At 67.7% G+C, this 16,594-nt stretch carries 19 protein-coding genes; 8 read left to right on the forward strand and 11 right to left on the reverse strand.

The genetic code is table 11. The features are described from left to right. Positions 1-57 precede the first annotated feature (57 nt). The gene (locus V7S63_RS07315) at positions 58-1,359 is read right to left on the reverse strand and encodes an aminotransferase class V-fold PLP-dependent enzyme (RefSeq protein ID WP_336529733.1); all 1,302 of its coding nucleotides are present in this window, start codon (positions 1,357-1,359) and stop codon (positions 58-60) included. A gap of 134 nt (positions 1,360-1,493) precedes the next feature. Here V7S63_RS07315 and V7S63_RS07320 point away from each other — a divergent pair, with 134 nt between their 5' ends. Then, complete coding sequence (locus V7S63_RS07320) at positions 1,494-2,096, forward strand: glycoside hydrolase family 19 protein (RefSeq protein WP_091836369.1); 603 nt, start codon at positions 1,494-1,496, stop codon at positions 2,094-2,096. Between the two features lie 4 nt (positions 2,097-2,100). Here the strand turns inward: V7S63_RS07320 and V7S63_RS07325 are convergent, their stop codons facing one another. Continuing rightward, positions 2,101-3,255 (reverse strand): trans-sulfuration enzyme family protein, encoded by a 1,155-nt coding sequence (locus V7S63_RS07325; RefSeq protein WP_091836367.1) that lies wholly within the window; start codon positions 3,253-3,255, stop codon positions 2,101-2,103. A gap of 144 nt (positions 3,256-3,399) precedes the next feature. Between V7S63_RS07325 and V7S63_RS07330 the strand changes: the two genes are divergently transcribed. Continuing rightward, a complete protein-coding gene (locus V7S63_RS07330) occupies positions 3,400-3,870 on the forward strand; it encodes a TspO/MBR family protein (RefSeq protein ID WP_336529734.1) in 471 nt (156 codons plus the stop codon). A gap of 4 nt (positions 3,871-3,874) precedes the next feature. On the opposite strand, the gene V7S63_RS07335 is transcribed toward V7S63_RS07330, so the two are convergent. From V7S63_RS07335 to V7S63_RS07355, 5 genes are all read right to left on the reverse strand, one after another. Beyond that, a complete protein-coding gene (locus tag V7S63_RS07335; RefSeq protein WP_336529735.1) occupies positions 3,875-4,282 on the reverse strand; it encodes a type II toxin-antitoxin system VapC family toxin in 408 nt (135 codons plus the stop codon). 9 nt (positions 4,283-4,291) lie between these two features. Next, positions 4,292-4,561, reverse strand: a complete 270-nt coding sequence (locus V7S63_RS07340) for an antitoxin (RefSeq protein WP_336529736.1) — start codon at positions 4,559-4,561, stop codon at positions 4,292-4,294. 71 nt (positions 4,562-4,632) lie between these two features. Next, the gene (locus tag V7S63_RS07345; protein ID WP_091836358.1) at positions 4,633-5,007 is read right to left on the reverse strand and encodes a response regulator; all 375 of its coding nucleotides are present in this window, start codon (positions 5,005-5,007) and stop codon (positions 4,633-4,635) included. A gap of 4 nt (positions 5,008-5,011) precedes the next feature. Continuing rightward, the gene (gene hpt / locus V7S63_RS07350; RefSeq protein WP_199777537.1) at positions 5,012-5,572 is read right to left on the reverse strand and encodes a hypoxanthine phosphoribosyltransferase; all 561 of its coding nucleotides are present in this window, start codon (positions 5,570-5,572) and stop codon (positions 5,012-5,014) included. A 143-nt stretch (positions 5,573-5,715) separates the two neighbouring features. Further along, positions 5,716-6,543 carry a zinc-ribbon domain-containing protein gene (locus V7S63_RS07355; protein ID WP_336529737.1) on the reverse strand — a complete coding sequence of 276 codons (828 nt, stop codon included), beginning with the start codon at positions 6,541-6,543 and terminating at the stop codon, positions 5,716-5,718. Between the two features lie 301 nt (positions 6,544-6,844). Between V7S63_RS07355 and V7S63_RS07360 the strand changes: the two genes are divergently transcribed. The 5 genes from V7S63_RS07360 (at position 6,845) to V7S63_RS07380 (ending at position 10,683) form a co-directional block, all read left to right on the forward strand. Further along, positions 6,845-7,468 carry a cell division ATP-binding protein FtsE gene (locus V7S63_RS07360; RefSeq protein ID WP_244543891.1) on the forward strand — a complete coding sequence of 208 codons (624 nt, stop codon included), beginning with the start codon at positions 6,845-6,847 and terminating at the stop codon, positions 7,466-7,468. Continuing rightward, positions 7,455-8,432: a cell division protein FtsX gene (locus V7S63_RS07365; protein WP_336529738.1), complete on the forward strand. Its 978-nt coding sequence runs from the start codon at positions 7,455-7,457 to the stop codon at positions 8,430-8,432. Before V7S63_RS07360 ends, V7S63_RS07365 begins: the two co-directional genes overlap by 14 nt. A gap of 137 nt (positions 8,433-8,569) precedes the next feature. Then, a complete protein-coding gene (locus tag V7S63_RS07370) occupies positions 8,570-9,304 on the forward strand; it encodes a YdcF family protein (RefSeq protein ID WP_336529739.1) in 735 nt (244 codons plus the stop codon). Between the two features lie 51 nt (positions 9,305-9,355). After that, a complete protein-coding gene (locus V7S63_RS07375) occupies positions 9,356-10,138 on the forward strand; it encodes a lysophospholipid acyltransferase family protein (RefSeq protein WP_336529740.1) in 783 nt (260 codons plus the stop codon). Between the two features lie 59 nt (positions 10,139-10,197). Continuing rightward, positions 10,198-10,683, forward strand: a complete 486-nt coding sequence (locus tag V7S63_RS07380; protein ID WP_336529741.1) for a hypothetical protein — start codon at positions 10,198-10,200, stop codon at positions 10,681-10,683. Positions 10,684-10,763: 80 nt separating this feature from the next. On the opposite strand, the gene V7S63_RS07385 is transcribed toward V7S63_RS07380, so the two are convergent. After that, a complete protein-coding gene (locus tag V7S63_RS07385; protein ID WP_336529742.1) occupies positions 10,764-11,321 on the reverse strand; it encodes a gamma-glutamylcyclotransferase in 558 nt (185 codons plus the stop codon). A 139-nt stretch (positions 11,322-11,460) separates the two neighbouring features. Between V7S63_RS07385 and V7S63_RS07390 the strand changes: the two genes are divergently transcribed. Continuing rightward, positions 11,461-12,519 (forward strand): DUF2125 domain-containing protein, encoded by a 1,059-nt coding sequence (locus V7S63_RS07390; protein WP_336529743.1) that lies wholly within the window; start codon positions 11,461-11,463, stop codon positions 12,517-12,519. A gap of 112 nt (positions 12,520-12,631) precedes the next feature. On the opposite strand, the gene rpoH is transcribed toward V7S63_RS07390, so the two are convergent. From rpoH to V7S63_RS07405, 3 genes are all read right to left on the reverse strand, one after another. Next, positions 12,632-13,528, reverse strand: coding sequence for an RNA polymerase sigma factor RpoH (gene rpoH, locus V7S63_RS07395; RefSeq protein ID WP_091836342.1), 897 nt, complete (start codon positions 13,526-13,528; stop codon positions 12,632-12,634). Between the two features lie 209 nt (positions 13,529-13,737). Beyond that, positions 13,738-14,811 (reverse strand): RluA family pseudouridine synthase, encoded by a 1,074-nt coding sequence (locus V7S63_RS07400; RefSeq protein WP_425285447.1) that lies wholly within the window; start codon positions 14,809-14,811, stop codon positions 13,738-13,740. A 114-nt stretch (positions 14,812-14,925) separates the two neighbouring features. After that, positions 14,926-16,581, reverse strand: coding sequence for a heme biosynthesis protein HemY (locus tag V7S63_RS07405; protein ID WP_336529744.1), 1,656 nt, complete (start codon positions 16,579-16,581; stop codon positions 14,926-14,928). Positions 16,582-16,594 lie beyond the last annotated feature (13 nt).

A 16,594-nucleotide genomic window follows, 5' to 3' on the forward strand; every position in this document is an offset into this window, starting at 1 on the left:
CCCGTCACGAGATTCTCGGGTCTGCGCTTCGCGCTGCCCGAGAATGACGGCCAAATCTCAACCCGCCCTATTGCCCGAGACGACCGCGAGCGCCGCGATGAAGCGGTCGAGGTCGGCTTCCGTCAGATAGGGGGCCGGCGAGATGCGGATGGTGTTGCCCTTGGCGACGCCGCCGCGACGCACCGTCATCACCTTGTGCTGGTCGCGCAGCGCCGCGACGACGGCGTTGCAGTCGGCGGCCGAGCGCTTGCCGGTCAGGGCGAACGAGGTGATGCCGGCGACCATCTCGGGGTCGTCCGGCGTCTGGATCTCGACGCCCTTGAGCTCTCGCGCCTTCGCGACCCAGTAGTTGCGCAGATGCCGATAGCGCGCCTCCTTGGCCTGCGGCCCGATTTCCTGGTGGAGGGCGAGCGCGGCGGGGACCGTCAGCTGGGCGGCGAAGTTCGGCGTGCCGGTGTGGATACGCGAGCGGACATCGTCCGGCTTGAAATCCTCGTCGCCGTAATGGGTGTCGATATCGGCCAGCCGTTCGCGCGCGATGTAGATCAGGCCGACGCCGAGCGGAGCACCGATCCATTTGTGCAGGTTGAAGCCGATGAAGTCGACGCCGAGATCCCGCGCCTTGAAGTCGACCTGGCCCCAGCTGTGGGCCGCGTCGAGGATGACGTCGATGCCGCGCGCCTTGGCCATGGCGACGAGCTCTCTGACCGGCATCATCAGCCCGGTGCGATGGCTGATATGGGTGAGCAGAAGCAGCTTCGTCTTCGGATTGGCCTTGAGCGCGGCCTCATAGGCGGCGAGCACATTGGCTTTGGTCGCAGGCTCGGGGATATCGAATTTCGCGACCTCGACGCCGCGCCGGCCTTTCAGCCAGTTCATCGCGTACTGCATCGAATCATAGTCGAGATCGGCGTAGAGAACGCCGTCTCCGGGTTTCAGCTTGTTGTAGCCGGCGATCAGCGTCTGCAGCGCTTCGGTGGCGCCGCGGGTGAGCGCGATCTCCTCGCGGGCGACGCCGAGGAAATCGGCCAGCGGCGTGCGGATGTTGTCGAGATCCTGGCCGATCCTGCTGCGGGCATAGACGGTGTTCTCGAAGTTCACGAAGTCGGTCAGGCGCTTGAACTCGGCCTTCACCGGCTCGGCCATGATGCCCCAATAGCCGTTCTCGAGGTTCACCATGTCGGGCGTGACGCTGTAGAGGCGCCGGACGGCATCCCAATAGCCGGTGTCGGTGGCAAGGTTGCTCGTCGGCACAGGCGGAAGCGAGTGGGCGAGGGCAGGCGCTGCCGCAGCGGCGAGCGCGGCAGTGCCGAGGCCGGCGAGCAATGCGCGGCGATTGAGGGCGGTGTCGGTGGTCATGGCGAGCTTTCCCTGGGGCGGAGGCCCTCGCTAGACGCGCGCTGTTTCAGCGCCATGACGGATCTGCCGGCGAACTTATCCCCGCACCGCGAAACCGATGCATACTCGCGCAAACGCGCAACAGGAGTGCCGCCATGTCGATGCAGGGATCGCCAGCCGAAGATATACCGGTCGAGGAGCCGCAGGCTCCGCGGCAGCCGGATCTCGCCGTCAGTCTCGAGCGCCTGTCGCGCCTTGCGCCGATCGGCAAGGCCGAGATCATGGGCAACATCGCCCTGCATTTCACCCGGCTCGCCGCCGAGGCCGATCTGACAACGCCGCTGCGCGTCTGCCATTTCCTGGCGCAGGCCGCCCATGAGACCGACCGTTTCCGCACGCTCGAGGAGAAGGGCGGGAAGAAGCAGTTCGCCAAATACGAAGGCCGCGAGGATCTCGGCAACACCGAGCCCGGCGACGGCGCGCGCTATCACGGGCGCGGCATCTTTCAGCTCACGGGGCGGGCCAACTACAAGCGCATCGGCCGGATGCTGAACGTCGATCTCGAAGGGCGGCCGGAGCTGGCGCTCGATCCGCGCATCTCGGTCCAGATCGCCTTCGCCTATTGGCGCGACCGCAAGATCAACGCCGCCGCGGATCGCGACGATGCGGCCCGGGTCACCCAGCTGATCAATGGCGGCCTGAACGGGCTCGCCGACCGCCGGCAATTGCTGATCACAGCGAAGGGCATCTGGTTCTGAGGTTTCAGCCGTGCCCGGCCTTCAGCGCCTGGTCGAGATCGGCATAGAGATCCTCGACATCCTCGATGCCGGTCGAAAGGCGCAGCAGGTCGGGCGGGCAGGGCGAGCCGGCGCCCTCGATCGAGGCGCGATGCTCGATCAGGCTCTCGACACCGCCGAGCGAGGTCGCGCGCTTGTAGAGCTCGACATGGGCGGCCGACTTGACCGCCGCCGCCTCGCCGCCGCTGACCTGGACGGAGAGCATGAAGCCGAAGCCGCCTTCCATCTGCCTGGCGGCGATGTCGTGGCCGGGATGCTGCGGCAGGCCGGGATAGAGCACGCGCGAGACCAGCGGATGGGCGGACAGCTTCTGCGCCAGCGCCATGGCCGAAGCCGACTGGCGCTCCTGCCGGACATGAAGCGTGCGCATGCCGCGCATCAGGAGGTAGGCCTCGAACGGGCCGAGAATGCCGCCCTGGCCCTTGCGGATGGTCTTGATCCGGTTCCAGAACTCGTCATCGGCATTGGCGCAGAGCGCGCCGGCGACGACGTCGGAGTGGCCGTTCAGCACCTTGGTTGCGGCGTGCATGACGATGTCGGCGCCGAGCGTCAGCGGCCGGGTATGAACCGGCGAGGCGCAGGTCGAATCGACCGCGAGCCTGGCCCCGGCTGCATGGGCGATCTTCGCGACCGCGGCGATGTCGGTGATGGTCCAGAGCGGGTTGGACGGGGTCTCGGCCCAGATCAGCTTGGTGACGCCGGGCTTCACCGCTTCCTTGAGCCTGGCGAGGTCATCGGTCTCGACGAAGTCGATCTTCAGGCCCCAGCGGGTCGCCTCGGTCAGCAGCCAGGCGCGCAGCGCCCAGTACATCACCTTGGAGGCGACGACATGATCACCGGGAGAGAGCGCCTGGAACACGGCGGTCGCCGCGGCCATCCCCGAGCCGAACAGCAGGGCGCCGGCCTTGGCCTCTTCCAGCATGGCAAGGACGGCCTGCGCCTCATGGACCGTCTCGTTGTCCGGCCGGCCATAGATGAAGCCGGAGGAATAGGCGTTGTCCTCGTCGCGGATATAGGTGGTGGAGACATGGATCGGCGGCACCACGGCCTTGGTCAGCGGATCGATCTTGCCCAGCGCCTGCGCGGCGAGCGAACGGGGGTGCAGCGGGCGCTTGGTCATGGGGCGATCCGATTTCCACTATGTGAGAAAATTCATCTCACCTGAATTGTTGCGGTGCAAGAGGCTCGTCTTGTGCGGCGCGCAGGCGCACCCCATTGTCGCCGCATGAGCATATCGTCAGGCAGCACCGATCGTCAGCTGAATGTGTGGCTTGCCGCGCTCCTCGCGATCCTGCCGGTGGTCGCGGCGTCGCTGATCGGCAGCGCCGTGACGGTGCCGCAGATTCCGGGCTGGTATGCCGGCCTCGCCAAGCCACCGTTCAATCCACCGAACTGGCTGTTTGCTCCGGTGTGGACGACGCTGTTCGCACTGATGGCGCTGGCTGCGTTCCGTACACTGCGCCGGCCAGTCGATACGCCGGGCAGGGCGCAGACGCTGCTCGCCCATCATGTCCAACTTGTGCTCAACATCCTCTGGTCCTGCGCCTTCTTCGGCCTGAACAGCCCGGCGGGCGGGCTCGTCGTGATCGCGATGCTGCTGGCGGCGATGATCTGGACGATGCGGCGCTTCGCAGCGCTGGGCGACAGGCTGTCCGTGGCGCTCTTTTTGCCCTATCTCGCCTGGGTCTCGTTCGCGAGCCTGCTCAACGCCTCGATCTGGTGGCTGAACCGCTGAGCGGTCATCCCGCCCAATCTGTGACCATCAAGCCGGGGATGCGCTCGAATTCGCGGCGATTGCCCGTCACGAGAACGGCGCCGCGCCGCCGAGCCTGGGCTGCGATCAGAATATCGTAGGCACCGATAGGCATGCCGGAGGTTTCCAGCGCGGCGCGAATGTCGCCGGCCTCGGCGGCATCCTCGGCCTCGAACGAAAGCACATCGAAGCCCTCCGCCAGGAAAGCATCGAGGACCCGCGTGGATGCCTCGCGCCGCATGCTCTTGGCGATGCCGTAGCGGAGCTCGAACAGGACGATGGCGGGGACGAGGAGTGTCGTTCCTGTCGCCAATTCTTGGCGAAGCCGCTGCTCGATGGCCGGAACGCGGCCATTGATCGCGTATACGATCACATCGGTGTCGAGGCAGAACATCGGATCGCCTCAGCCGAATGCGATCTCGTCTTCGTCGGCCGGCGGAGGATCATCCGGCAGCCCGTCGACCAGGAAATCGCGGGCGCCGAGTTCATCGAGCCGGGCGCGCCATGCATCTGCATCGAAGGGCGCGCCGGCGATCGGTTCGAGGATGACCTTGTCGCCGACCCTGCTGACCCGCACTTCGCTGCCCTCGAAGCGGAACTCCTTCGGCAGCCGCACCGCCTGGCTGCGGCCATGCATGAAGAGCTTGGCTCTTGCCGAGGAAGCGTTCCCCATGTCACAGGCTCCAACTGGCGATATCTACCAAAGATAGATATCAGCTACCGAGCGTCAAGAGACGAACGGCTTCACCCGATCGAGCGCTCGATCACGCGCAGCACCGTCTCGCGCAGTTCGGCGATGGTGAAAGGCTTGGTCATCACCTCCGAGACGATCGTCTCCAGGCTTTTTGCCCGCTCGCGCTGCTCGGCATAGCCGGTCATCAGCATGATGGTGAGGTCGGGGAAGTGCTGCTTGGCGGCGAGCGCCAGCGCGATGCCGTCCATCAGCGGCATGCGGATATCGGTGAGCAGCAGGTCGAAATGGCCCTGTTCGGCCATCAGGATGTCGAGCGCCTCGGCGCCGTCGCCGGCGGTCAGGCAATCGTGCCCATCCATGGCGAGGCCGCGCGCAACCAGCGAGCGCAGGCTTTCCTCGTCATCGACCACGAGAATGCGCGACATCGCTTCAGATCCCCGGCAGACCGGCCTGGTCGGCGGTCTCGATCACGCCGACATAGGGCAACTGGCGATAGGAATGGGCGACGTCCATGCCGTAGCCGACGACGAAATAGTCGGGGCATTCGAAGCCGACATAGTCAGCCTGGATATTGACGGCGCGCTTGGCCGGCTTTTCCAGCAACACGGCTGTCGAGACGCGGGCGGCGCCGCGCGCCGCGAGCAGGTCCTTGGCGAAGGCGAGCGTACGGCCGGATTCGAGGATATCGTCGACGAGCAGGACATGCCGGCCGCGGACATCGCTCTGCACATCCCGCAGAATCTCGACCTGGCCGGAAGAGACGGTGGCGGCGCGATAGCTCGACAAATGCACGAACTCCACCTGCGGGGTCATGCCGGCGCGATGCATGGCGCGGATCAGGTCGGCGACGAACATGAAGCTGCCCTTCAGCACCGCGACGACGAGCAGGTCCTCGCCGGCATTGGCGGCGATATCGCTGGCCATCTCGGCATTGCGTGCGGCGATCGCCGCCTCGTCATAGAGAACGCGGATACGCTTGGGCTGGGACATCGACGACAGTTCCTTTCGGCGCGAGCCGATGCCCGCGCAGCCCCGTAATCGCGGGCTCATCTCAACAGGCCCCAGTCATAGCGTCCATGCGCCGACAATTGAAGCGGCTGGGCGGTGGCGGTGTGGAAACCAGCCGGAAGAGATCAGTTGAGGCTGGCTACGCCGCCGGGGCTGCCGGCGCCGAAACGAAGCTGCACGGAGCGTCCGTCATTGGGCGGCGAGGCGAGGCGGGCACGGAAATGCATCAGCTCCGCCGGCTCCAGCGACGGGCGCGGCGGCTCTGTCGTCCAGCTGTAGAGCACCTTGCCATCCTCGCTTCGCACCATCACCGTGATCGGCGGCACCTTGGTCGTGCCCTTGGCGATGTTGGTGACATCGCCGGAGACGACGAGGAAGCGACCCTGCTGATCCTGAACCAGTTCGCTCTCGACGGCGCTGAAGGCGAGCCCGCGCACATTGACCGGCAAGCCGATGCTCGCGTAGAGCCCGGCGAATTGCGGTACCGTCCGGACGATGCGCTCGCGCTGCCAGAGGCCGAGGCCGAGCGCGGCGAGACCGGCGGCGACGAAGAGGCCGGCCGCTGCCGAGGACAGGCGTGCCGCCGGATTGCGGGGCCCGATCCAGCTGCGCTTCCGCCCCGGAGGCCGTGATGGTGCTGCGTCCGGCTGCGGAGGCTCGGTCTGCTCCGACGCGATCGCCGAGATGTCGGCGTCGATCTCGGCGGCGCGGCGCAGCTCCTCCTCCAACTCGGCGGCGGTCTGCTCGGCGCTGGGAGGGCTGGGAAGCTCCGGGATCGCGGCATCCAGGTCGGATTGCAGGACGTCATCCGCCGGTTGCGCGTCGGAGGCGCGCGGTGCCTCGATCTGCCAGGTCGTCTGGCAGCTGGCGCAGCGCACCTTGCGGCCGCCGGTCCCGATCTTGGCCTCGGCGATCTCGTACCGGCTGGCGCAGTTGGGGCAGACGATCTGCATGGCCTTAAAAATGCTCGCTCCGCGCTGCATCTCAGAGATGTCGGTCCGGAGCCTGATCCTCTGCTCGCTGCGCGCAAGCGCAAGCGGGTGCGGTCGGCGGCTCCGCCTCCCATAGGGTCGATTTATGGTTAACGTCGCGTAAAGCCTGCGCCGCGCGAGGCTGAGGAAAACCTGCCGGCGCTTTCCGCCGGGCAGACGTCTCGGTGTAAGGTCCTGTCGGCGCTCGTCCGGCACGATTCGGACAAGATCAGCGAGAGGAAGTGCGTTGGTTCGGTTCGAGAATGTCGGCTTGCGGTACGGGATGGGGCCGGAGGTGCTGAAGGACATCAACTTCAGCATCGCGCCGCGCTCCTTCCAGTATCTGACCGGGCCGTCGGGCGCGGGCAAGACCACGTTAATCCGCCTGGTCCTGATGGCGCTCAAACCGACGCGCGGCCTGGTCAATCTCTTCGGCCAGGACGTCTCGCGCCTCGAAGCCGCCACGCTGACCGACTTTCGCCGGCGCATGGGCGTCGTTTTCCAGGATTTCCGTCTGCTCGATCACCTGACCGTCTACGAGAACGTCGCGCTGCCGCTGCGCGTCCTCGGCAAGGACGAGGCGAGCTATCGTGCCGAGGTCGTCGAACTGCTGCGCTGGGTGGGGCTCGGCGAGCGCATGCATGCCGTGCCGGCGGTCCTGTCCGGCGGCGAGAAGCAGCGCGCCGCGATCGCGCGCGCCCTGATCAGCCGGCCGCAATTGCTGCTCGCCGACGAGCCGACCGGCAATGTCGATCCCGGCCTTGGCCGGCGTCTGCTCAGGCTGTTCATGGAATTGCAGTCGCTGGGAACGGCGGTGGTGATCGCGACCCACGACATCGCGCTGATGGAACTCTACGACGCACCGCGCCTCGTGCTGGCGGATGGGCATCTGCATGTCGATGCCTGAGCCCCTCGACATCGACGAGGCCGAGGAAGAGCGGCCGCGCGGCAGTCAGCGTCTGCCGGCGAGCCTGCGCCGCGACCAGCCACTGGTGCCGGTGGATTCGGTTGCCGGGCGCGCACTCGTCGTCGTCATCGCCATCCTGACCTTCCTGGCGGCGCTGAGCGCCGGCGCGGCGCTGCTCGCCGCCCGTGCCTCCGAGCAATGGCGCGGCGCGGTCGCCAACGAGATGACGATCCAGGTCAGGCCCGATCCGCGCCGCAACATCGAGCGGGACATCGCCCGCGCGGTCGAGCTGGCGCGCGCCGTGCCGAGCGTCGCCGAGGCCAAGCCGATGCCGAAGGCGGAGTCGGACAAGCTGCTCGAGCCCTGGCTCGGCGCCGGGCTCGACCTCGTCGAGCTGCCGATCCCCCGATTGATCGTGCTGCGGCTGTCCTCGACCTCCGCCAGTGAACTCGTCGCCTTCGGCCAGACATTGCGGCGCGAGGTGCCGAGCGCGACGCTCGACGACCACCGGCTCTGGGTGCGCCGGCTCTCGACCATGGCCAGCACGATCATCCTTGCGGGCGTCGCGGTGGTACTGCTGGTGCTGGTGGCGGCCGGGCTCGCCGTCGCCTTCGCGACGCGCGGTGCCATGGCCGGCAGCCGCGACTCGGTCGAGGTGCTGCATTTCGTGGGGGCGACCGACGAGTTCATCGCCCGCGAATTCCAGACGCGCTTCGTCGCACTCGGCCTGCGCGGCGGCGCGGCAGGGGGACTGGCGGCGATCATCGCGATCGCGCTGCTCGGCTTCCTGTCTTCGGCCTGGAGCGCGACGCCCGAGGCCGACCAGTTGCAGGCGCTGTTCGGCGCCTTCGAGATCGGCTGGTCCGGCTATGCGGTCGTCATCCTGGTCGCGGCTGTGGTCGCGACGATTGCGGGACTCGTCTCGCGGCTGACGGTGCGCCATTATCTCAGAGCAATGGGCTGACTCGCTGCGCGGCGGGGTTGTGGGAATGCCGTCATTGTGCCCGATTGGGCCGTTAGTATCCCGATCTCATGGTGCTGCTTGGAACCCGGCAAGGTCATTTTCCCTGCGTTGAGGACAGCCCGGCTGCCCTGCGACCGATGACGACGCCTGCTTCCCCGCGGCGCCGCTGGTTTCGCCGTTTCCTGTTCTGGAGCGTCCTTCTCTGCTCTTTCGGCGTGGTTGCCGGCTATGTCCGGTACACCACCGGCCTGTCGCTGACCGAAGCCGGCGCGCCGCCGCGCACGGATGCGATCGTCGTCGTCACCGGCGGCGCGCAGCGCATCGACGACGCCGTCAGCCTGCTCAATGCCGACCGCGGACGGCGCCTGCTGATCAGCGGCGTCAACGAGCGGACGGGCCGCGACGAACTCGCCAAGCTCAACCCGAGCGCGCGCGAGGCGCTCAACTGCTGTGTCGACCTCGATTATCGCGCCCGAAACACCATCGGCAACGCCATCGAGACGCGCCGCTGGGTTCGCCGCCACGATTTCCGCTCGCTGCTGGTGGTGACCTCGAACTACCACATGCCGCGAACGCTGCTCGAACTGCGCCATGCCATGCCGGGCGTGCGCTTCGTGCCGCATCCGGTGGTGACCGACCAGGTCGACGTCGCCGGTTGGTGGCGCGACTGGCACGCGATCCGTCTGCTGGTGCCGGAATACCTCAAATACCTGGTCGCCGCACTGCGCAGCAAGCTCGAGACCGACCCCGAGACCTCGCGGCTTTCCGTGATCATCGGCGGCCGCAAGCCGATCTCGCCCAAGCCGGGCGAACTGATCGGCCCCGATTACGACAAGCGCTCGCGGGCGCCGGCACCGCCGCGCGGCGCCTGATCTTTCCGGCGGGCTCTTGACGTCCATCGACCGCCGGGGTTCTTGCGGACCATGCTGCTGATCCGCTCCCTGCTCTTCAATGTCGCCTTCTATCTGAACCTTTCATTCTGGCTGCTCGCAGCCATGGTGACGATGGTGCTGCCGGCGCGCTTCCTGCTGAAGATCGCGCTGTGCTGGGCGCATACGTCGCTGTGGTGGATGCGGGTGATCGTCGGCACGCGCTACGAGATCAAGGGCGTCGAGAACATTCCGCCCGGCGGCATCATCATGGCGGCAAAGCACCAGTCGACCTGGGAGACCTTCGCGCTGATCACGGTGTTCCGCAATCCCGTCTACATCCTCAAGCGCGAATTGACCTGGCTGCCCTTCTTTGGCTGGTGCCTGCTGAAACTCAGGATGATCCCGGTCGATCGCGGCGCCCGCAGCCGGGCTCTGCAGGCGGTAACCCGGCGCGCCAAGGTCGAACTCGGCCAGAACGGGCGCCAATTGATGATCTTTCCGGAAGGCACGCGCCGGCCGGCCGGGGCCGAGCCGGCCTATAAATACGGCGTCACCCATCTTTACACCGAGCTGGGCGTGCCTTGCGTGCCGGTCGCGCTCAATGCCGGGCTGTTCTGGCCGCGGCGCAGCCTGATCAAGCGGCCGGGCACGATCAAGGTCGAGATCATGCCGGCGATCCAGCCAGGCATGGACAAGGCGGCGTTCCACGCTTTGTTGCAGGAGCAGATAGAGACAGCGAGCAACCGCCTCCTGGCGGACGGGCTGGCCGAACTCGAGCGGCTCGGAGTGCCCGCTCCTGTCAGCATACGGCAGGAGCCGCAGCCCGGCGCCTGATCGGCCTTGACATTAGGTCGTTCTGTTCCGATTTTGTTCTAGAACAAAGGAGGAACGACATGGCTGCTTTGGCCCGAGCCCGTTTCCCACTCGACCGCAACCGGTCACTGGACACCATGCCGCGCCAGCTTAACCTGCTGGAGGCGCTGCAGCCTGCCAGGGCGGAGCGTACGGCTCCGCTGTTCGAGGATGCTTCGGCCTTGTCGGGGCAGGTCCGCGAGATGCCGCTGCGCGCCGCTTCGCAGCTCGCAGAACGCCGCTTCACCGCCTGGCGCGGTCGCTCGGGACGGCGTTATGTCGCCTCGATCTTCGGCATCCAGGATGGGCATGCGCTCGGCTTCACCGACGCGGTGCTGCTGGCGGTGTCGACGGACCGCAAGATCGTCGCCGCGCGCGACAGTGGCCCGTTCGGAATCGATGCGGCTCTGACGCGCTGGCGCGATGCCGTCGCCATGGCCGGCGCCAGCGAGATCCATGTCCATCTCCTGGCGGAAGACAGCGCCGGCCGTCGCGCCGCGCTCTGCGACCTGATGCCGGAGGCGTGAGTCTCGTGTCGCGTGTTTCTCAACCCTCATCCTTCGAGACGGCCCTGCGGGCCTCCTCAGGATGAGGATTGAGAGGGAGCTCAGCCGATCGCTGGCCCGCTCGCCCTGTCGAGCTCGGCGACCAGATGAGCCAGCAGCGGGTCGTGGATCCCCATGTCGTGCAGGTGTTCATGGGTGCGCCGGACATAGTCCGGATTCTCGCCAGAGACGCCCTTGCCCTGGCGCACGAGGGCGAGCACCGCTTCCTCGGGCAGGCGGCCGGCATATTGCTCGTGGTTGCGGTCGGCGATGTAGGTGAGTGCATTGAGCCGCCGTCCATCGTCGAGCCGCAGCGCAAGCCGCCGTTCGAGATAGACCGAAGTCGCCTGCTCGCGGGCGCGTAAGTAGTCGATCGTCTCCTCTGCCTGCTCGGCGGCGACGCGGAAGGCGACGCCGCGGCAGATGCCGCCGCGATCGAGGCCGAGCACCAGCCCCGGCACCTCGGGCGTGCCGCGATGAACATGCGAATAGATGCAAAGCGCGCGGTGATAGCCGTGCAGGCGAGCGCCGGAACGCTCGACGAAGGCGAAGCCAGGGCGCCAGATCAGCGAACCGTAGCCGAACACCCAGAGATCTTCCGGCGGAAGCGGCGCCGTCATCCGTTTCCTCACAATTTAGCCCGTTTGCCTAGCCAGAGAGGCTTCGCGACCGGTTGGCGGATAATCTGCGGCGGCGCTGGCGTGCCGCGGCCCCGGTCGCTATCAACCTGCCGAGATTTTCGCAATGGAGCGCCCGCGCATGTCAGATCCCACGCCCGTGCGCCGGCATGGCCGCTTCTGGCTCTACGCGCCCTTCGTGCTGCTGGCGCTGCTCGCTGCCGGCTGGTCCGCCATCTGGGGCTTTGCGCGGAGCAGGGTCGATCAGGAACTCGATGCCGGCATCGCCCGCGAGGCAGGGGCCGGCCGCAACTGGACTTGCCGGGAGCGCAGCGTCGGCGGCTATCCCTTCCGGATCGAGGTGCGCTGCGCCAGCCTGACGCTGACCTCCTCGCGTTGGGGCGACGAGGTCAAGGTCGATGCCGGGCCGGCCGTCGCGGTCGCGCAGGTCTGGACGCCCGGTCACATCATCCTGCAGATGACCGGGCCGATGCTGGCCAGCCTACCGCAAGGCCGCAAGGCCGCGCTCGACTGGAAGGAACTGGCCGCGAGCCTGCATCTCAGCGGGCTCGCCTTCGAACGCTTTTCGCTGGTGCTGGGCGAGCCGGTGCTGACCGTCACCGAGCCGGGGCAGGGCGCTGCCGAGACCTGGCGGGCGAGCGCCACCGAAGTGCATCTGCGGCCCAATCCGCAGCGCTTCGCCAGTGACGGCACCGTCGATCTCGCGGTCAACGCCAAGGGCGGCGTGCTGCCGGCGCTGGAGGCGCTTGTCGGGAATGGCCAGCTTGCCGATCTCGATCTGCAGGCCAGCCTGTCGCGCGCGCTGTCCTTCCGGCGCGGCTTCAACCCTGATGCGCTCGAAGCCTGGCGCACCGCCGGCGGCCTCGTGGACGTGACCAAGCTCGTCCTGACCAAAGGGCCGACCAGGCTGGAGGCGAGCGGCCAGCTGACGCTCGACGAGGCCCACCGGCCAGCCGGCAAGGTCGTGGCGGCAGTGGCCGGCATCGACCGCATCGCCGGCATCAAGGTCGGCGGGCTGACGGCGGGGCTGGGGGCCCTGCTCGGCGGTCGCACCGGCGATGGCGGGCAAAGCAATACGGCGGCAGGGCTTTCGCCGCTGCCGCCGCTGGTCCTGCGCGAAGGCAGGGTCTTCCTCGGGCCGCTCAGGCTGCCTCTGCAGCCCTTGCAACCTCTCTACTGACAAAAGAGCCGGCTTCAATCAGATCGGAGCGACCTGATCGAAACCGGCTCTCGTTCTTGTCTGGACAGCGTTTTGCCGATCAGCTCGCGGTGCAAGCTGATCGGAACGGGCGCTAGGCTGCGGGCAGGGCGGCCCGCGGCGCCTCGATCTTCACCAGCGCCTTCTTGACCGCGTCCTGCACCTTCTCGAAGGCGCGGACCTCGATCTGGCGGACGCGCTCGCGCGAGACGCCGAACTCCTCGGAGAGCTCCTCCAACGTGATCGGGTCCTCGGCGAGGCGACGCGCCTCGAAGATGCGGCGCTCGCGGTCGTTCAGAACGCCCAGCGCCTCGCGCAGCGCCAGATGGCGGTTGTCGCTCTCTTCCGAATCGGCGAGGCGGCGCTCCTGGCTCTCGCTGTCGTCGACGAGCCAGTCCTGCCACTCCCCTTCGCCATCCTCGCGCAGCGGCGTGTTCAGCGACGCGTCACCGCCGAGCCGGCGATTCATGTCGATCACGTCCTGCTCGTTGACACCGAGCTTGGTCGCGATGGTCTTGACCTGATCGGGCTTGAGATCGCCCTCGCCCAGTGCCGAGATCTTGCTCTTGGCCTTGCGCAGGTTGAAGAACAGCTTCTTCTGGTTGGCGGTGGTGCCCATCTTCACCAGCGACCAGGAGCGCAGGATGTACTCCTGGATCGAGGCCTTGATCCACCACATCGCATAGGTCGCGAGCCTGAAGCCCTTGTCGGGCTCGAAGCGCTTGACCGCCTGCATCAGGCCGACATTGCCCTCCGACACGACTTCGCCCATCGGCAGCCCGTAGCCGCGATAGCCCATGGCGATCTTGGCGACGAGGCGCAGATGCGAGGTCACGAGCTTATGGGCCGCGTCGCGGTCGCCATGCTCGCGCCAGCTCTTGGCCAGCATGAATTCCTCGTTCGGCTCCAGCATCGGGAACCGACGGATCTCATCCAGATAACGTGAAAGTCCGCCCTCCGCGGACATGACGGGCAACGACGCAGTCGCCATGCTCGTACTCCTTTCCGGCTCCCGCCGAGCGGCGAGCCAACCACCCGATGTTCCATCGGGCAGGATCGTCCGGTGCTATGCGTTGACGACGACCTTCGCCCTGTCGCCCGCTGAAAACACCCTAGCGGCGCCCCTTTAGCCATCCGCTTTCGCAACGCAGTATAGACGATGCGAGGGTGGCGGAAAGTGGGCAACGCAGCAAAAATCGGTCACAGGATCGAGAGTTCTGCTTGCAAACGTGCAAACTCGGCCGGTGGTTCCGACTCGAAGCGCAATTCTTCGCCGGTGACCGGATGCTCGAAGCCGAGCAGGCGCGCATGCAGCGCCTGGCGGCCGAGATCGGCGAGCGCCGCCTGGGCATTCTCGGGCAGGCGGCTCGCCTTGGTCATGAAGCCGGAGCCGTAGAGCTGGTCGCCGAGCAGCGGGTGGCCGATATGGCTCATATGGACACGGATCTGGTGGGTGCGACCGGTCTCGAGCTGGCATTCGACCAGGCTTGCCAGCGCCTCGACCTCCTCATGACCGCGCAGCAAGGGCGGATAGCGTTCGATCAGCTCGATATGGGTGATCGCTTCGCGGCCCCGGCCTTCGCCGACCACCATCATCTTTTCGCGATTGCGATTCGAGCGCTCGATCGGAGCGTCGATCGTGCCGGTCTGCCGGCGCGGCGAACCCCAGACCAGAGCGAGATAGGCCCGTTCTAGAGGGCCCGTCCGGCCATGGTCGGCGAACTGCTTGGCGAGGCCGCGATGCGCCTTGTCGTTCTTGGCGACGACGAGCAGGCCGCTGGTGTCCTTGTCGAGCCGGTGGACGATGCCGGGCCGGCGTACGCCGCCGATGCCGGACAGGCTCTCGCCGCAATGGGCGATCAGCGCGTTGACCAGCGTTCCGTCCTCATGGCCGCCGGCGGGGTGGACGACGAGCCCGGCCGGCTTGTCGATGACGATCAGGTGCTCGTCCTCGAAGACGACGGTGAGCGGGATGTCCTGGCCGACCGGCGCGGCCGGCTTGGCCTCGGGCATGATGAGGGAGAGGCGCTGGCCGACGGCGACCTTGCGGCTGGCATCGGCGACCACCACACCGTCGATGCTGACGCCGCCTTCCTTGATCACCTGCTGCAGGCGGGCGCGGGAAACCTCTCCGCCGAGCAGGGCGAGCGCCTTGTCGAGGCGCAGGCCGGCCTGCTCGGGCGCGATGACGAGGTCGATGACGGGTGAAGTGGTGATCTCGGAGACGGTCATGCGCCGTCTATAGGCGCCCGGGGCGCAAAGATCACGCGTCATGCTCGGGCTTGACCCGAGCAGCTCAGGCGGGGGGAGGCGCTGGTTAGCGCCTTCGCGTCGCGAGAATCCCGGCTCTTCGCTGCGCTTCGGCCGAGAATGACGCCCGCTTTAGCGTCAACTGAAAATCCGGAACCGGCCCTTGGTCTCGCCCGGCGCCTGCTGCTCAGGGCCTGGATCGTCGGGTGCATGCGCCACCGGAAAGACGACAGGGGCAGGCTTGGCCTGCGGTGTCGCAGGCTTCGTCGCCGGGGGAGCGATCTCGACGACCGGCTCGGCTGGAGGAGGGGCGGCCGCAGCGACCGGTTCAGGCCTGGGCTCGACCTTGGGCTCCGGCTTCGCTGGTTCGGGCGCAGGCGGCGGAGCGAGACCGGCAGCGGCCGGAACCGTCACCGCTTCCGCGACCTCGGCCTTGCCTTCGAGCAGCGGCGCAGAGGGGTCGTCGAGATCGGCGAGGACATCGTCTTCGAAATGGGCGCCCTGGCTGCCCAGCGTCGCTGGCGGGACCGTCCAGACGAACGCGTCGAGCCGGCCCGAGATCGGCGAGATCGGCAGCCACTTGTCGGAGACGAGCCCGTCTGCGACCCAGGCGGCGTCGCGCGGGGCGCGGGTGGCGCGGGCCAACCATTCGCGGACGCGGCCGGTGGCGCCGTGCTCGGCCTCTTCCAGTTCGGCCATCAGCAGGCAGGCACGGACCGAGGCGCCGCCTGCAAGCAACGGCTTCAGCGCGGCGCGAGCGCGGGCGAAGTCCTGCGCATGGATGGCGGCTCCGGCGAGCGCCAGCACGCCCTCGGGATCGGCGGGCCTGAGCCTGGTCAGCATCTCTGCTCGGGCGAGTCGATCGCGGGCGCTGTCGCCGGGGCGAACATCGAGATAGGCGCCGGCGATATCGGGATGAGAGACCTGTTTCCAGGCCGCCTCCAGCAGACGTGCCGCCTTCTTGATGTCGCCGCGCTCGGAGAGCATCCGGCCGGCGAGCGCTGCGGCTGGGGTCAGGCCGGGCGCGAGCTTGACGGCTTCGAGCGCGGCGGCGAGCGCCTTTTCCGGCTCGCGGTCCTTGGCCTCCAGCGCTTCGGCAGCGAGCAAGACGGCGCGCTGGCGCTTGGCCTCGCCTTTGTCGGCAAGGCGCAGCGCGGCGCGACGCTCGACCGCGGTGCGAGCCGCCTGCCAGTCGCCGGCGGCGGTGTGGAAATCGAGCAGGGCGTCATTGGCCCAGGCAAGCGAGGGCGAGCGGCGCACCGCGTCGTCGGCAAAGGCGCGGGCGGCGGCCATGTCGCCGCGCCGGCGGGCCTCGACGAACAGGCCGCGCAGGCCGAGCACGCGCGTATCCGGCTTGTCGAGCATCGCCTTGAAGGCGGCCTCGGCCTGGCCGCGATCGCCGGAGAGCTGGGCCGATTGCGCCTCGAGCAGAAGGGTCAGGGGCTCGTTGGCGACGAATTTGCGGGCGTCGACGGCATAGCGCCCGGCAGCCACGGGATCGCCCGCGCCGATCGCGACCATGCCGCGCGAGATCGCCTCGAAGCCGCGGGCCCGGCGCCTGGCCCGCGAGGCGTAGCCGAAGGCGGAGGGCAGGCCGAAAACGAAGCGCACGATCGCCCAGGCGACCAGAGCGAGGAAGGCGAGCACGACGACGCCGATCGCCGCGATCGCGACGCTGGTTTCGATGCGGTAGCCCTGCCAGAGGATCGAGACCTCACCGGGCCGATCGGCGAGCCAGACGGCGCCGGCGGCGAGGGCGGCGATGACGAGGAGATAGACCAGTACGCGAACCATCGGGATCTATCCT

It is taken from the genome of Allobosea sp. CCNWLY174 (assembly GCF_037120455.1).
Classification (GTDB): Bacteria; Pseudomonadota; Alphaproteobacteria; order Rhizobiales; family Beijerinckiaceae; genus Allobosea; species Allobosea lupini.

Coding starts and splice junctions, on each gene's coding strand:
- V7S63_RS07315 (WP_336529733.1), bottom strand. CDS start 1,359: ATGACCACCGACACCGCCCTCAATCGCCGCGCATTGCTCGCCGGCCTC.
- V7S63_RS07320 (WP_091836369.1), top strand. CDS start 1,494: ATGTCGATGCAGGGATCGCCAGCCGAAGATATACCGGTCGAGGAGCCG.
- V7S63_RS07325 (WP_091836367.1), bottom strand. CDS start 3,255: ATGACCAAGCGCCCGCTGCACCCCCGTTCGCTCGCCGCGCAGGCGCTG.
- V7S63_RS07335 (WP_336529735.1), bottom strand. CDS start 4,282: ATGTTCTGCCTCGACACCGATGTGATCGTATACGCGATCAATGGCCGC.
- V7S63_RS07340 (WP_336529736.1), bottom strand. CDS start 4,561: ATGGGGAACGCTTCCTCGGCAAGAGCCAAGCTCTTCATGCATGGCCGC.
- V7S63_RS07345 (WP_091836358.1), bottom strand. CDS start 5,007: ATGTCGCGCATTCTCGTGGTCGATGACGAGGAAAGCCTGCGCTCGCTG.
- hpt (WP_199777537.1), bottom strand. CDS start 5,572: ATGTCCCAGCCCAAGCGTATCCGCGTTCTCTATGACGAGGCGGCGATC.
- V7S63_RS07355 (WP_336529737.1), bottom strand. CDS start 6,543: ATGCAGATCGTCTGCCCCAACTGCGCCAGCCGGTACGAGATCGCCGAG.
- V7S63_RS07360 (WP_244543891.1), top strand. CDS start 6,845: ATGGGGCCGGAGGTGCTGAAGGACATCAACTTCAGCATCGCGCCGCGC.
- V7S63_RS07365 (WP_336529738.1), top strand. CDS start 7,455: ATGTCGATGCCTGAGCCCCTCGACATCGACGAGGCCGAGGAAGAGCGG.
- V7S63_RS07370 (WP_336529739.1), top strand. CDS start 8,570: ATGACGACGCCTGCTTCCCCGCGGCGCCGCTGGTTTCGCCGTTTCCTG.
- V7S63_RS07375 (WP_336529740.1), top strand. CDS start 9,356: ATGCTGCTGATCCGCTCCCTGCTCTTCAATGTCGCCTTCTATCTGAAC.
- V7S63_RS07380 (WP_336529741.1), top strand. CDS start 10,198: ATGGCTGCTTTGGCCCGAGCCCGTTTCCCACTCGACCGCAACCGGTCA.
- V7S63_RS07385 (WP_336529742.1), bottom strand. CDS start 11,321: ATGACGGCGCCGCTTCCGCCGGAAGATCTCTGGGTGTTCGGCTACGGT.
- V7S63_RS07390 (WP_336529743.1), top strand. CDS start 11,461: ATGTCAGATCCCACGCCCGTGCGCCGGCATGGCCGCTTCTGGCTCTAC.
- rpoH (WP_091836342.1), bottom strand. CDS start 13,528: ATGGCGACTGCGTCGTTGCCCGTCATGTCCGCGGAGGGCGGACTTTCA.
- V7S63_RS07400 (WP_425285447.1), bottom strand. CDS start 14,811: ATGACGCGTGATCTTTGCGCCCCGGGCGCCTATAGACGGCGCATGACC.
- V7S63_RS07405 (WP_336529744.1), bottom strand. CDS start 16,581: ATGGTTCGCGTACTGGTCTATCTCCTCGTCATCGCCGCCCTCGCCGCC.